The sequence below is a fragment of the Streptomyces sp. NPDC028722 genome (assembly GCF_040637655.1).
Taxonomy (GTDB): domain Bacteria; phylum Actinomycetota; class Actinomycetes; order Streptomycetales; family Streptomycetaceae; genus Streptomyces.
In genome coordinates, this window is sequence record NZ_JBEZWU010000012.1 from 160,762 (window position 1) to 175,955 (window position 15,194).

Consider the following 15,194-nt stretch of genomic DNA (forward strand, 5'->3'; position numbering starts at 1 on the left):
GCGCAACCGCACCCACGAGTGGTGCTCTTTCCTTTCCCGCTCCCCCGCCGAAGCCGCGTGGGCGCTCGTCGCTCGTCGACGCGCCGACGGAATCGAGTGAGGGGGCCTGTCGTTCCCTCTCTCTCCGGCCTTCCTCATTCTCCCCGGCGGTCGTCCGCCCGCTCCGCACCCGAGGCCGGTGGTCGACACCGCCCCGAGTGCGGAGCGTCGGCGGACCGGTCGGTCACTCGGCTGCCAGCCGCAGCGCCTTGGCGACCGCGGTGCCGATCAGCGCGATGGGTTCGGGTTCGGTCATCTCGTAGTGGCCGCACGGCACCCGGTGGTCGTGCAGGGTGCCCTCGACGTGGGGCCGCCAGCTCTCGGCCTTGTCGGGCAGCACCGCCAGATCGCCGGGGAAGCCGGTGTCCGCCTCCTCGGCGGCGCTGAAGAACAGCACCTCTCCGCGGAAGACACCGGGCGCGAACTGGTGGGCGATGCGCAGGTTGTTGCGCATGACCGCGGCGATGGCCTCGGCCTCGGCCCGGGTGACCGGCGCGCTCGTCGGGTCGGCCGTCAGGGCGGTGTCGATGCCGGCGAGGACGGCCGCCACGTCCGGCACTTCGTCCGCTCCCGTCCCGGCCGACGGGCCGGCCACCCGCATCAGCAGGGACGCCACCTGCCGCTCGACCGCCGCGGCGTCGTACCGCATGCCGTGCGGCTGGGGGGCGTCCAGCATGGCCAGCAGTTCCACCCGTTCGCCCCGCTCCTGTAGGGCGCAGGCCATCGCGTGCGCGACGAAACCGCCGTAGGACCAGCCCAGGAGCCGGTAGGGACCGTGCGGTTGCACCTCGCGGACGAGGTCGAGGTAGCAGGCGACCATGGACGCCGCGTCCGGTGCGGGCGGCCGGGTGCCGTCGAGGCCCGCGGCTTGGATGCCGTAGACCGGCTGGTCGCCGCCGAGGTGGGGCAGCAGTCCGGTGTAGCGCCAGGACACGCCCGCCCCGGGGTGGACGCAGAACAGCGGGGCGGCGCCGCCCTGCGCCCGGAGCGGCAGGAGCGGAGCCAGCGCGTTCGCGCCCGCGCCGGGCGCCTGCGCCGAGGCGTCGTCGGCCGCCGCGAGGAGACCGGCCACGGTGGGCGCGGCCAGCAGAGCGGCGGCGGGCACGTCGAGGACGCCGGCCTGTCGCAGCCGGCCCGTCAGCAGTACGGCGCGCATCGAGTCGCCGCCCAGGTCGAAGAGGTTGTCGTGGACGCCGATGCCACCGATACCGAGGGTCTCCTCCCACACCCGGGTCACCGCCTGTTCGCGCGCGGTGCGCGGGGGCACGTGCTCGGTCGCCAGGCGGGGCCGCGGGCCGAGGGCCGGTTCGGCGTGCACCGCGGCGCCGCTGTCCGGCGTGCCGGGGTCCGTGCGGGCGCCGGGGGCGTCGATCCAGTGCCGGTGCCGTGCGAAGGCGTAGGGGGGCAGCGGCACCCGCCGGGGCGTACCCGGCACCTCGGGCAGTGCGGTGTCCACGCCGGCGCTCCACAGCCGGCCCAGCGCCTCGGCGAGGACGAAACCGTCGGCGGCGTCGGCCTTGGCGTGCCGCATCGTGGTCACCGTCACCGGCGAATGCTCCGCGAGCTGGGCGGCGGCCAGCTTGGTCAGCGTGTCCCCGGGTCCGACCTCGACCAGGACGGGCCGGCGCTCCCACAGGGTGGTGACGCCGTCGGCGAAGCGCACGGTGTCGCGGGTGTGCGCGATCCAGTGCCGGACCGAGGTGGCCTGCTCGTCGGTGATCCAGGCGCCGGTGACGTTGGTGACGAACGGGATCCGCGGCGGGCGCAGGGTGACGCCGCGCAGGTGTCTCTCGTACGCCGGGAGCACCGGGTCGAGGACGTGGGAATGGGCGGCGACCGGTATGCGCAGCCGGCGGAACGGGACGTCACGGCGGGCGAGTTCGGTCTCGAAGCGGGCGACGGCGTCCTCGTGTCCGGCGACGGTGCAGGCGACGGGGCCGTTCACCGCGGTGAGGGACAGTTCCTCGCCGAGCAGCGGCAGCACGTCCTCGACGGGTGCCGCTACTCCGACGGTCGCCCCGCCCGCGGAGCTGATGAGCCGGACGCGTTCGGTGACCAGGGGGAGCATCTCGTCGAGGTCGATCACCCCGGCCAGGCAGGCGGCCGTGTACTCGCCGAGCGAGTGGCCGATGAGCGCGTCCGGGCGCACTCCCGCCGCCATGAGGGTGCGGGCGAGGGCGTACTCGGTGACCACCAGGGTGAGCAGGGACGTGCTCGTGCCGTCGCTCTCGCGGCGTGCGAACAGGGCGTCGCGGATGTCGACGCCGAGGGCGGGGCGCAGGATGCGCGCGCACTCGTCGACGGTGTCGCGGTAGACGTCGTGCTCGCGGTAGAGCTGTGCGCCCATGCCCGGGTACTGGGTGCCGCCGCCCGGCAGCAGGAACGCCACCCGCGGCGGCTCGTCCGGTCCGGGGGGCGTGCCGGGTACGGCGGTGCGCAGCGCGGCCAGGGCCTCCTCCCGGGAAGCGGCGGTCACGGCCAGGCGGTGGCGCAGCGCGGGCCGGTCGGCGCGCAGGGAGTGCGCTGTGTCGTCCAGGCGCAGATCCGGCCGCCTTTCGAGGTGGCGGGCGAGTGCCTCGGCCTGGCCGCGCAGCGCGTCGGCGGTGCGGGCGGACAGCGGCAGGACCAGGCGGTGGCGGTCCTCGGGCTCCCGGGGCCGGACGGGGGTGGGCGGCGCCTCCTCCAGGATGACGTGCGCGTTGGTGCCGCCGATGCCGAAGGCGCTGACCGCGGCCCTTCTGGGGTGCTCGTCCGCCGGCCAGTCCTCCAGGGTGGTGGGCACCCGGAACGGGCCGGAGGCGAAGTCGATGTGCGGGTTGGGCCGTTCGAAGTGCAGGCTCGGCGGGATCTGCCGGTGTTCCAGGGCGAGGACGGCCTTGATCAGCCCGGCGATGCCGGCGGCCGCTCCCAGGTGGCCGATGTTGGTCTTCACCGAACCGAGGGCGCAGTAGCCGCGGCGTCGCGTGGACTGGCGGAACGCCTCGGTGAGCGCGGCCACCTCGATGGGGTCGCCCAGGCGAGTGGCGGTGCCGTGCGCCTCGACCAGGCCGATGGTGCCGGCGTCGGTCATCGCCTGGGCCTGCGCCGCGAGGATGACCTCGGTCTGCCCGGCGGCGCTGGGCGCGCTGAAGCCGACCTTGCGGCGCCCGTCGTTGTTGACGGCGCTGCCCCGGATGACGGCGCGGACGTGGTCGCCGTCCGCGAGGGCGTCCTCCAGGCGTTTGAGGACGACGGCGCCGACGCCGTCGCCGGAGGAGGTGCCGGCCGCCGCCGCGTCGAAGGCGCGGCAGTGGCCGTCGGGCGAGAAGGGGCCGCCGGGCACGTGGCGGTAGCCGAGGAACGCCGAGGGGTTGAGGGAGACGGCGGCGGCGAGCGCGGTGTCGCACCGGTAGTCGAGCAGGTCCTGGCAGGCGGTGTGCACCGCGACGAGCGCCGTGGAGCAGGCCGTCTGGAGCGACACGCTCGGGCCGGTCAGCCCCAGTTCGTAGGAGACGCGGGTGGCGAGCGTGCCCAGGGAGTTGGCGGTGGCCGCGTGGACGAGTTCCACCGACCCGGGCTGCCCGGCGTAGCGGGGGTACACGTGGGACGGGTAGTAGCGGCTGTCGCCGCTGCCGGCGTACACGCCGAACGTACCGGTGTCGGCGCCGGGACCGAGGCACCGGGCGTCCTCGAGGGCGTGGTAGGCCGTCTCGAGCAGCAGCCGCTGCTGGGGGTCGACCACGGCGGCCTCGGCGGGGCTGTAGCCGAAGAACCCGGCATCGAAGCGGTCGATTCCCTCGACGACCGACGCCATGCGGACGAGCGTGGGGTCGTGGAGGTCGCGTTCGGCTCCGCCCGCGGCCAGGAACTCGTCGTCGGTGATGGGCCGCACGGACTCGCGTCCGGCGGCCAGGTTGTCCCAGAACGCGTCCGGGTCGTCCGCGCCGGGGAGGCGTGCCGCCATGCCGATCACGGCGACGGCGGATGCCTGTTCGTCCTGCGGTTCGGTGGTCTCAGGCATGGCCTCGGTCCTTTCCTTGCCGTGCGGTACGGCGGGTTCGGGCCGCACGCTGCCGCTGGGCTCGTTCCTTGGCGCGGTCCAGGCCGCTCGGCCCGGTCCCGGCGGCCTCCGGCGGTGCCTGCGGGTCCGGCGTCGACGGGGTGTCGGCCGTCTCGGGTGCGGTGAGGGCCGACAGGTGGCGGGCCAGGTCGCGCACGGTGGGGTGGGCGAACAGGTCGACGACCGGCAGCTCGCATCCGAAGGCCTGGTTGACGGCGTTCTGGGCGGCGACCAGCAGCAGGGAGTTGCCGCCCAGGTCGAAGAAGTTCTCGTTCCGGCCGATCCGGTCGCGGCCCAGGACGTCGCGCCACAGGCCGGCGAGCCGGTCCTCCAGTTTCCTCAGCCGCTCCCCCGTGCCGGAGGCGGCCGCCGGCTGTTCGGCGGCGCCGGCCGCGCGCAGTACCCAGTGGTCCCCGCCGACGGCGTCCGCGGCGGCCCGGTACAGGGTGCCGATGTCGGCGCCCTCCTCCAGGGCGACGCGCGCGGCCAGGCGCCGTACCTGGCGGGCGGGTTCGAGGACGTGGCTGCGGACCCAGGGAGCGCTGCGGTCGACGCCGATCAGCAGGTGGGGTTCGTCCAGGGTGCGGGCCAGGTCGAAGGAGCGCAGCGCGGCGGCGGTGTCCAGGACCCGGTAACCGCGGGCCTCGGTGAGCGGGGCGAGCCGGTAGCCGCTGCTCATGCCGCGCTCGCGCCACATGCTCCAGGCCAGGCTCTGCGCGGGCAGGCCGAGGGCGCGGCGGTGCAGGGCGAGGGCGTCGAGGTAGGCGTTGGCGGCGGCGTAGGCGGTGTTCATGGCGCCGCCGAACCAGCCGTTCACCGAGGAGAAGGTGACGAAGGTGCCGACCGGGTGGTCGGTGCTCACGCGGTGCAGGGTCCAGGCGCCGCGCACCTTGGCGTCCAGGGCCTCGTGCCAGGCGGCGGCGTCCAGTTCGCCGACGGGGCGTTCGACGAGGGTTCCGGCCAGGTGCAGCACCGACACCAGGGGCGCGCCCCAGTGTTCGGCGGCCGTGTGGACGGCTTCCCGTACCTGCCGCTCGTCGGTGACGTCGGCGCACGCGTACCGGACCTCTCCGAGTTCCCGCAGCCGCCGGTACGCCTCGACGCGGGCGGCCGTGGGCCCTCCGGCGGCCAGGTGCCGCGGCCAGGTGTCCTCGGGGGGCAGCGGGGTCCGCCCGAGGACGAGGAGCCGGGTGCCGGGCGTGCGCAGCAGATGGGCGGCGAGTTCGGTGCCGACACCGCCCAGTCCTCCGCTGATCAGGTGGAAGCCGTCGGCGGCGGGCGGTTCGGTGCGGGGTGCCGGGTCGGGCAGGGGGGCCAGCCGGCGTACCAGGCGCTGTCCGCCGCGGTGGGCGACCTCGGTGTCGGCGGGGGTGCCGGCCACTTCGGCGAGCAGCAGGGGTACGGGGTCGTCCTCGCCGTGCGGGTCCAGGTCGAGGTGGACGCAGCGCAGGCCGCCGGACTCCTCCCGCAGCGACTTCAGTACGGCGCCGGCCATGGCGTGCGCCGGGGAGGGGCGGTCCCCGGCGGTGACCGCCTGGGCGCCGGCCGTCACGTGCAGCAGGTCGACCGGGCGCGGTCCGCCGGGCCGGCCGGCGAGGGCCCGGGCCAGCGCGAGCAGGGACGCGGTACCGGTCTCGGCGGACGCGGGATCGGCGGTCTCGCCGAGGTGCAGCGCGCCGAGGTGCACGAGGGCGTCGACCGGCCGCCCGTCGGCCTCGAGGGCCCGCAGCAGCGCCGTGTGGTCGGCCTGTTCGGTGGGCCGGAGCCGGTGGTGGGCGGCGTCGAGCCGGGCGTACGACGCTCCGTCGGTGACCAGGGTGCACAGTCCGCCGCCGGCTCGCACCTCCTCCGCCAGGCGCCGGGCGAGGTCCTGTGCCCGCGGGTCGCCGCCCGTGAGGACGAGGGTGTGCCGGCCGGCCGCCGCCGGGCGGGGGCGGTGGCGCTCGGCCCGCTGCCACACCGGCCGCAGGAACCAGTCGGGCAGGGTGGCGGCGGTGCCCAGCAGCAACTGGGCCTCGCGGACCGCGTCGTCGAAGGCGCCTGCCTCGAAGCTCTTGCGCAGCTTGGTCCGCTGGATCTTGCCGATCTCGGTCTTCGGTACGGCGGCGGCGTCGACCGGCACGAGGAAAGCGGGGCTGACGCCGATCTCGCGGGTCACCTTGCCGGCGATCTCCCGCAGCGCGGTGGCGGGGTCGTGCCCGGGGGCGAGGTGGAGGAACAGGGCGAGTTCGTCGGTGGCCGCCGACGGGTCGGTGCGCACCGCGCAGGCGGCGGTGAAGCTGCGGACGACGTACGGGAGTTCCTCGACGCAGGCCTCGATCTCGTGGCTGTAGTGGTTGACGCCGTTCACGATGATGACGTCCTTGGCGCGGCCGGTGATGTACAGCTCGCCGTCGCGCAGGAAGGCCAGGTCACCGGTGTCGAACCAGCCGTCGTCGGTGAACGCCTCGGCGTTGGCCGCCGGGTTGTCGTGGTAGCCGCCGGTCACGGAGGTGCCGCGGACCTGGAGCCGGCCGACATCGCCCTCGGCCAGTACGGTGCGGTGTTCGTCGACGACGCGCATGGCGAAGCCGGGGTAGGGCAGGCCGCAGCTGACGAACGTCTCGTCGGCGGCCGGCGGTTCGGCGGGCAGCACGGCGTCGGTGACCACCGAGCAGGTCTCGGACATGCCCCAGCCGGGATGCATCACGTCCTGCGGCAGCCCGAACGGCTTCAGCGTGTGCAGGAACCGCCGGGCGGCCGCGGCCACGACGACCTCGCCGGCGTTCATCACCAGCCGCATCGGTGTCAGGTCCCACTCCCGGTCCCGGAAGCGGTCGGCCTGCCCGGCCAGCAGTCCGAAGGCGAAGTTGGGTGCCCAGGTGACGGTGACCCGGTGCCGGTGCGCGAGGTCCATCCAGCGCAGCGGGTCCTGGAGGATCCAGGAGGTCGGTGCGTGGACCTGCCGGCATCCCAGGTACACGTCGCGCAGGTGGAACATCACCACGCCGGTGACGTGGTCGAGCGGAATCCAGTTCAGGGAGACGTCCTGCTCGCCGAGCCGGTTCATGGCCGCGGTGGCGGCGGACCGGGTGAGCACGTTGCGGTGGGTCAGGCGCACGGCCTTGGGCAGGCCGGTGCTGCCGGACGTCATCAGCATCAGCACGAGGTCGTCCGGCCGGGCGGCGTACCAGTCGCGGTCCTCGGGGGCGTCCCGCAGCGCGTCGGCCGTCGTCAGCCGCAGCCCGGGCCAGTCCTGGCGGGCCGCCAGGTCGCGCAGGCCGGGCTCCAGCGCCGCCGAGCACACCGTCCAGGGCCTGCCGAGCATCCGCCAGATGCCCTCCAGCTTGGTCAGCGCCGCCGAAGGGGTGGTGTACGAGGCGGGGACGGTCAGCGGGACCGCGACGAAACCGCCCAGGACACAGCCCCACAGCACGGCGAGGAAGTCCTCGGTGGCGTCGCACTGGAGGATCACCTGGTCGCCGGGGCGCAGCCCGGCCCGCCGCAGCCCCGCGAGCACCCGGGAGGCTTCCGTGATCAGGGAGGCGTAGCTGCGCCGCGTCTCGCTGCCGTCGGCGTGCACGTGCACGATGTCGCCGTGGTCCTGCTCGGCGGCGCGGACGAGGGCCTGTGCCCAGCCGGGCACGGTGGGTTCGGCCAGCCGCGGTCCCTCGCTGAGCGCCGGCACGGTCCCGGTCGCCGTGCGGCCGTGGCCGGCCGGTGCCGGCCCGGCGGTGCGGCGCGGGGGGCCGGCGTGCCGGCGGGCCAGTTCCTCGGGGACGGCCTCCACCACGGCCTCGGCCGTGCGCACGCCGGGGACACGGGCCAGGTGCTGCCGCCAGGACTCGGCGGCGGTGCGGTCGGCCGGGGGCAGGGCTCGCAGCGCGTCGGTGTCGAGCGCGCCGTCGGCGGTGCGGGGCAGGGTGTTGACCGCCGTGACGCGGACGGCGCCGTGCCCGGCCGCGTCGAGGACCTGTTCGACGCGCTCGGCGGCATCCGCGCGGCCCGGCACCACGTACAGGTGCGGCGGCGTGCCGTCGGAGCCGGGCAGGGCGACCGCGTCGCGGATGCCGGGTACGGACAGAGCCGTGTCCGTCACGTCGTCGGCACCGGCATCGGCGGACGCGGCCGGGGTGCGCGGCGGCGGCGCCGGGAGGTCCCCGATCCTGCGGCCCGGGTCCGCGCCGACCGCGCGCAGCAGTTCGCCCAGGGCGTGGGCGAACCCCTCCGCGGTGGCGGCGTCGTACAGGTCCGTGGCGTACTCGACGTGCAGGTCGAGCCCGTCGGGTGTGCCGTCCGCGCCGTGCCGTTCCAGGACGTCGACGAAGAGGTCGAACTTGGCGGTGCCGGTGGCGGTGGGCCGCAGCGGCACCTCGCGGCCGTCCAGCCGCAGGACGGCGGGCTCGTTGTTCTGGAGGGCCAGCATGACCTGGAACAGCGGGTGGCGGCCGGCGCGGCGGGGCGGGTTCAGCTCGTCGACGAGCCGGTCGAAGGGCAGGTCCTGGTGGTCCAGGGCGGCCAGGTCGTGCGGGCGCAGCCTGGCGAGCAGCTCGTGGAAGGCGGGGTCGCCCGAGGTGTCGGCGCGCAGGACGAGGGTGTTGGTGAACAGGCCGATCAGATCGTCCAGCGCGGGTTCGGAGCGGCCCGCGACGGGGGTGCCGACGACGATGTCCTCGCCGGCCCCGCAGCGGGTGAGCAGGGCGCTCAGCGCGGCGTGCAGCACCATGAACAGGCTGGTGCCCTCCCGCTCGGCCAGGGCGAGCAGGTCCCGGTGGAGTGCGGCGTCCACGGTCTCGGTGACGTGGGCGCCGTCGCCACGCGGTGCCGCCGGGCGGGGCCGGTCGCCGGGGACGGTGCACTCCTGCGGCAGACCGGCCAGCGCTTCGCGCCAGTGCGCGGTCAGCCGTTCCAGCCGTCCCGGGCCGTCGGGTCCCGGGGCGAGCAGGGCGCGTTGCCAGACGGCGTGGTCGGCGTACTGCGCCGGCAGCGGGTCCCAGGCCGGGGCCCGGCCCGCCCGGCGCGCCGCGTAGGCGGCGCTCAGGTCGTCGGCGAGGGGGCGCAGCGACCAGCCGTCGGCCGCGCTGTGGTGCAGCACCAGCAGCAGCGTCCGTTCCTCCCCGGTCCCGAACAGCCAGGCGGCCAGGGGGCTTTCACCGGTCAGGTCGAAACGGTGGCGGGTGGCCGCGGTGACGTGGGCGGCGATCTCTTCGGCCGGGCAGTCCACCCGGCGCAGCCGCGGGCGCAGCTCCCCGGGCGGCAGGATCCGCTGGTGGGGCACGCCGTCCCGCTCGGCGAACACCGTCCGCAGGCTCTCGTGCCGGTCGGTGACGTCACCGAGCGCCGCGCCCAGCGCCTCGGCGTCCACGGCGGCGCCGAGCGGCACCACCAGCGGGATGTTGTAGGTGGCGGCCGAGCCGTCGAGCCGGTTGAGGAACCACATGCGTTCCTGGGCGTAGGACAGCGGGACGCGCTCCGGCCGGTCGATGTCCCCGAGTGCGGGGCGGGCGGGAGCGGTGCCGGGCCCGGAGGGGAGCCGCTGCGCGAGCGCGGCCGGTGTCGGGCCGTCGAACAGGGCGGTGATGGGCACCTCGGCGCCGTTCTCGTGCCGCAGGCGGGCCAGCAGGCGGGTGGCGAGCAGGGAGTCGCCGCCCAGGTCGAAGAAGTTGGCGTCGGTGCCCACGGTGTCGCGCGGCAGCCGCAGCACGTCCTCGAACAGGGCGCACAGGAGGGCCTGTCGGGGAGTCTGCGGGCAGGCGCCGGCTGCGGCGGCGGTGAAGTCGGGGGCGGGCAGGGCGCCGGTGTCGAGCTTGCCGTTCGCGGTCAGCGGGAGGGCGTCGACGCTCACACAGGCCGCGGGGACCATGTGGTCGGGAAGGTGGGCGGCGGCGTGGGCGCGCAGTTCCGCCGGGCTCGGCGGCTGTTGTCCGGCGGGCACCGTGTAGGCGACGAGCTGCTGGGCGCCGTTGTCGGCACGTCGTACGACGACGGCGGCCCGGGTGACCCGCGGGTGGGCGCTGAGGACGGCTTCGATCTCGCCGGGTTCGACGCGGAAACCGCGCAGCTGGATCTGCTGGTCGGCCCGGCCGAGGTAGTCGAGGGTGCCGTCGGCGCGGCGCCGCGCGAGGTCGCCGGAGCGGTACATCCGGCTGCCGGGCGGGCCGAAGGGGTCGTCGAGGAACCGTTCGGCGGTCAGCTCGGGCCGGCCGAGGTAGCCGCCGGTCACGCCCGCGCCGGCCACGTGCATCTCGCCGACGGCGCCCGGCGGCACCGGCCGGCCCGCGGGGTCGAGCAGGTGCACCCGCAGGTCCGCCAGCGGTGCGCCGATGACGCTCGTCCGGCGCGGGTCCGTGAGGTCCGCCTCGGTGATGCGGTGGTGGGTGACGTGCACGGTGGTCTCGGTGATGCCGTACATGTTCACCAGCGCCGGGCTCTGGAGCCCGTGCCGGTCGGCCCAGGGGCGCAGCCGCTCGGGGGGCAGGGCCTCGCCGCCGAACACGACGTAGCGCAGTGCGCCCGCCGGCTCCGGGCCGCCGTCCGGCGCCTGTTCGCCGTCCGCGTCCATGAGCTGCCCGAAGGCGGACGGCGTCTGGCTGAGGACGGTCACTCCCTCGCGGTGCAGCAGCCGCAGGAAGTCCCGGGGCGTGCGACTGACGGCGTACGGGACGACGACGAGCCGGCCGCCGTGCAGCAGGGCGCCCCAGATCTCCCACACCGAGAAGTCGAAGGCGTAGGAGTGGAACAGCGTCCACACGTCCTCTTCGCCGAAGTCGAAGTGCTCGGCCGCCGCGGCGAAGAGGCGCACGACGTGGGCGTGCGCGACGGGCACGCCCTTGGGACGGCCGGTGGAGCCGGAGGTGTGGATGATGTAGGCGATGTCCGACGGGCTCGTCTCCCCCCGGCGGTCGGTGGCGGTCAGCTCGCCGGCCGGCCGTGCGGCGACGTCCGCCTCGACGGCGGGGTCGTCCAGGACGACGGCGGGGACCCCGTCGGTGAAGCGCGGGGCGAGATCGGTCTCGGTGACGAGGAGGACGGGGTCCGCGTCGTCCATGACGAGCCGCAGACGTCGTGCCGGATGGCCGGGGTCCAGGGGGAGGTAGGCGGCACCGGTCTTGAGGACGGCCAGCAGGGCGGGCAGCAGCCGCGGGCCCCGGTGCAGGGCCAGCGCCACCACCCGGCCCGGACCCGCCCCCCGCTCGGCCAGCAGTCGGGCCAGGCGGTTGGCCCGGGCGTCGAGTTCCGCGTAGGTGAACCGTTCATCCTCGTACGACACCGCGACGCGCTGCGGCCAGGTCCTCGCCTGCCGCTCGAACAGGTCGGTGAGGGTCGCGGTGACCGGGAAGTCCCGCACGGGGGCGTCGCTCGGTTGCTCGCCGGGCAGCAGCAGGTCCAGGTCCCCCAGCGGTGTGGTGGGCGCGGCGTCCGCCAGCTGTCGCAGCAGGAGCAGGAACCGGTCGCGGTGCAGGGCGAGTTCCTCTTCGTCGTACAGCGCGGGGTTGGCGTCGAGGGCCAGCCAGAGGCCGCCGGGCCGGGTGCCGGGCCGGACATTGATCTGGAGGTCGTCGACGGCACCGCCGGAGAGGTGGTGCCAGGTGGCCGGGTGACCGCCGAAGTCGAGGGTCTCGGTGAACGGGACGATGTTCAGCACCGGCCCGTACAGCCGGCGTCCGGTTCCCAGCAGGTTCAGGTCCCGGCGGAGGAACTCGCCCCGGTACTGCTGGTGCCGGCGCAGCTGTCGCACCTCGTCGGCGACCGTCCGGACGAGGCCGGCGACGGTCGTGCCGGAGTCGGCGGCCACACGCAGCGGCAGGACGTCGGAGGCGGTGCCCGGGGTGCGCAGGGCGGCGCTGCCCAGCCGGCTCATCGTGGCCATGCCCAGCACGAGGTCGTCGGCGCCGGTCATGCGGTGCAGGTAGGCGGCGACGGCGGCGGTCAGCAGGTCGGTGCGCGTGACGTCGAGCCGGGCGGCCGCGTCCGACAGGGCCTGCGCGTCGGCGTCCTCCAGTTCCACGGTGCGGCGCAGGAACGGGGCGACGGGCGCCGCGGTGCGGTGCGTGAGCCGTGCCGGCTCGGGCAGTCCGGCCAGCCGCCGCGACCAGTACGCCCGGTCGCGGACGCGGCGCTCGGACGCGAGGTAGGCGGCCTCCTCCGCCTGGAGCCGGCTCACGGACGCGAAGACGGCCGGGGCGGGTTCACGCCCTTCGGCCAGCGCGTTGTAGGTGTCGGCGAGGTGACGGCCGAGCAGCTTGTAGCTGTAACCGTCCAGCAGGAGGTGGTGGGCCCTGAGCAGCCAGAGGTGCCGGTCGGGGGCGAGGGTGAGGAGGGTGTGCGAGAACAGCGGCCCCTTGTCCAGGTCCACCGGCGTCGCCAGCTCCGTGCGGACCAGCTCCCAGGCGGCGTGCTCCGGGTCGTCGGCGTCGCCGGTGTCGATCCGCTGAAGCGTCCAGTCGTCCGCGTCCGGCGCCCGGTGGCAGCGGGGGCCGTCGTCCGTGTCGAGGAAACGCAGGGCGAAGGTGTCGGCCTCCCCCACGGTCCGGCGCAGGGCCTTCTCGAACAGGTCGGTGTCGAGGGCGCCGTGTATCTCCACCGCCTCCGCGGTGTTGTACGCGGCGCTGTCGGACGCGAGCCGCCCGGCGTACCAGAGTCCCTCCTGGGCTCCGGACAGTGGCCGGTGGTCGTTCTCGCGGAGTGACTCCTCGTGGAGTGACATGGCACAACCTCGCGTGGCAAGTCGTGACGTCCCGGCCGGAACGGCCCGGTCGGGCGGACGGGGGGTGCGGCCTCGGCCCACGGAACGGGGAAGGGGCGGTCGCACTGCCGAGAGCGTGGGGTATGCACGGCCCCACCGCCGCTCCCGCAAGTGCCCTCAGGGTGCGACGAGGCGACGGGACCGATCAAGCCGGGACCGGGCCCCCGCCAAGAATTCAGGTATTTCCCTGGAGAACGCACCGAGCGGGATAGCGCCGGACCCGGCGGACTCTAAGGAATTCCCGCGACTTTCGTCCCGCCGTCCGGTCCAGGTGGATTCACCGGCTCCCGGCGTTGCACTCTCGAACGGGCGTCGGGCATGCGCGGCCCGGCCGTGACGATCCGTCACCAGGTCCTGTACGACGAAGAGATACGGAAGGAAGGCTGGCGGCATGCATCGTGTGTTGTGCCCGGTCGAGACGCTGTACGTGGGGCAGCGGAGCAGAGCGGTGCTTTCGTGCGCCCTGCACGGGCAGGTCGACACCGGGGCGTTGTCCGCGGCATTCGACGCCCTCACGCAGGCCCATCCGACGCTGCGTTCGCGCATCGCGCCGGACGGGCCGGGTTTCGCGTTGCGTCTCCTCGCCGAGGACGAGCGGCCGCGGCTGATCACCCGCACCGGCGGCGAGGAGGTCCACCTCGCGGAGTTGAACGCTCCGCTGCCGCTCGGGGGTCCGCTCAGCCGGGCGGTCCTGGTGAGCGCGCCCGAAGGGGACCGCCATCTGTTCGTCCTCGTCGTGGATCACACGATCACGGACGGGCACAGCAGCATCGCCCTGCACAACGCCGTCTGGGATCACTACCGGGCCGTGGTCGAGGGCGGCGGGAACGAGGGGAAGGCGACCCCGACCGGTGCGACCGCCGACGCCCAGGGGCACTCCGGGGATCCCCTGCGCTGGCCGCAGCCGGTCAGCCGGCTGCTGCCCGCCGCCGACCCGGCGGCCACCGCCGCCTACCTGGAGCGGCGCGTCGAGGAGACGCGGCGGCACCCCGTCGAACTCGTGCCCTACGACGTGCCGCGGCCGGCCACCGCCGGCACCGGGCCGGGTGCGGAACCGGCCGGCGACGGCCGCATCGAGGTGTGCCGGCTGGCCCTCGACGAGGAGCGCACCACCCGGCTGCGGCGGACCGCACGTCAGGCGGGCGTGTCCGTGCACGCCCTCGTCGCCGCCGCACTGCTCACGGCGGCACGCCGCCGTCTGGAGGGCGACGGTCCCCGTACCCTCGGCTGCCTGTCCCCCGTGGACCTGCGGTCCCGGCTGACCCCCGCGCTGCCCGCCCTGCTGATGGTGCCGGCCGTCACCACCCATCTACAGACCCTCGGCGTCGCCGCGGACACCGATCCGATGGCGCTGGCGCGTACCGTCCACGGCCGGCTGAGCGACTTCATCGACCGCGCGGACCAGTATCACGAGCTGCGCATCACGCCGGAGATCCCGGGCAACCCGGCGTTGCAGCTGGCCACCGTCATCGCCACGAACATGGGCGTCGTCCCCGGCCCCCGGCTGCCGGCCGGACTACGGGCCACCGACATCCGGCTGGTGCCCGCTCGCGAACACTACTTCCCGCAGGCGGGCCGCAGTCCGGTCATGGCGTGTGTCGTCTCCTTCGAGGGACGCCTCGCCATCGAGTTCCCGCACTTCACCGCGTGCTTCAGCCCCTCTTTCATGCAGGCGTTCCGTGACGACGTCCTCGCCGGGCTCCTCACCTTCGCGGACGTCACCGAACCTCTGCCCTCGCCCGCACGGTGAGGACGGTCATCCCGTCCACCGCGCCCGACCGCACCGGTTGCCACAAGGAGCACTCCCCCGCATGAGCACCGTCAGCCACCTCCCCACCCCCCTCGCGCTGCTGCCCCGAGCCCAGGCGGGCGACGAGCAGGCGATGAACCACCTGCTGACCGCGATCACGCCGTACGTCGCCCGCATCTGCCGGTCCGTCACCCATGACGACGGCGCCGACGCCGCACAGGAGGCGCTCCTCGCCATCTACCGCGGTCTGCGCACCCTGCGCGAACCGGCCGCGTTCTACGGCTGGGTGCGTTCGGTGACGGTCCGCGAGGCCGTCCGCGTCGCGAAACGGGCGGGTGAGGAGGGGGCCTGTGCGCAGGTCGACCCTGGCCAGGAGACGAACCCGCTGGACGCCGTGCACATCAGTGACGTACTGGAGCGTCTTCCCACCTCTCACCGGCAGGTGCTCACCCTGCGCGCCTACGGGCTCAACGAGGAGGAGATGGCGCGGGTCCTCTCCCTGCCGGTGGGGACGGTGCGGTCCCGTCTGCACCGGGCGCGCCGCCGCTTCCGGGAGGCCTGGCTGCCGTCGGCGGCGTGACCGTCGCGGCCGGACCCCGGTCGGGGGCGGGCAACTGCTGCCGGGGCGGCCACGGACGGTG

The 15,194-nt window shown here is 75.0% G+C and carries 4 protein-coding genes; 2 read left to right on the forward strand and 2 right to left on the reverse strand.

Going from position 1 to position 15,194, the window contains the following annotated elements; all coding sequences use genetic code 11:
- Window positions 1-223 precede the first annotated feature (223 nt).
- Both AB0F03_RS20335 and AB0F03_RS20340 read right to left on the reverse strand, forming a co-directional pair.
- Complete coding sequence (locus tag AB0F03_RS20335; protein ID WP_361993649.1) at window positions 224-4,039, reverse strand: beta-ketoacyl synthase N-terminal-like domain-containing protein; 3,816 nt, start codon at window positions 4,037-4,039, stop codon at window positions 224-226.
- Window positions 4,032-12,764, reverse strand: a complete 8,733-nt coding sequence (locus AB0F03_RS20340) for an amino acid adenylation domain-containing protein (protein ID WP_361993651.1) — start codon at window positions 12,762-12,764, stop codon at window positions 4,032-4,034. Before AB0F03_RS20340 ends, AB0F03_RS20335 begins: the two co-directional genes overlap by 8 nt.
- A gap of 430 nt (window positions 12,765-13,194) precedes the next feature.
- Between AB0F03_RS20340 and AB0F03_RS20345 the strand changes: the two genes are divergently transcribed.
- Complete coding sequence (locus AB0F03_RS20345) at window positions 13,195-14,553, forward strand: protein kinase (protein WP_361993653.1); 1,359 nt, start codon at window positions 13,195-13,197, stop codon at window positions 14,551-14,553.
- A gap of 61 nt (window positions 14,554-14,614) precedes the next feature.
- Entirely contained in the window at window positions 14,615-15,133 is a 519-nt protein-coding gene (locus AB0F03_RS20350) for an RNA polymerase sigma factor (RefSeq protein WP_361993655.1), read from the forward strand.
- The last annotated feature ends 61 nt before the right edge of the window (window positions 15,134-15,194 follow it).

Coding starts and splice junctions, on each gene's coding strand:
- AB0F03_RS20335 (WP_361993649.1), bottom strand. CDS start 4,039: ATGCCTGAGACCACCGAACCGCAGGACGAACAGGCATCCGCCGTCGCC.
- AB0F03_RS20340 (WP_361993651.1), bottom strand. CDS start 12,764: ATGTCACTCCACGAGGAGTCACTCCGCGAGAACGACCACCGGCCACTG.
- AB0F03_RS20345 (WP_361993653.1), top strand. CDS start 13,195: ATGCATCGTGTGTTGTGCCCGGTCGAGACGCTGTACGTGGGGCAGCGG.
- AB0F03_RS20350 (WP_361993655.1), top strand. CDS start 14,615: ATGAGCACCGTCAGCCACCTCCCCACCCCCCTCGCGCTGCTGCCCCGA.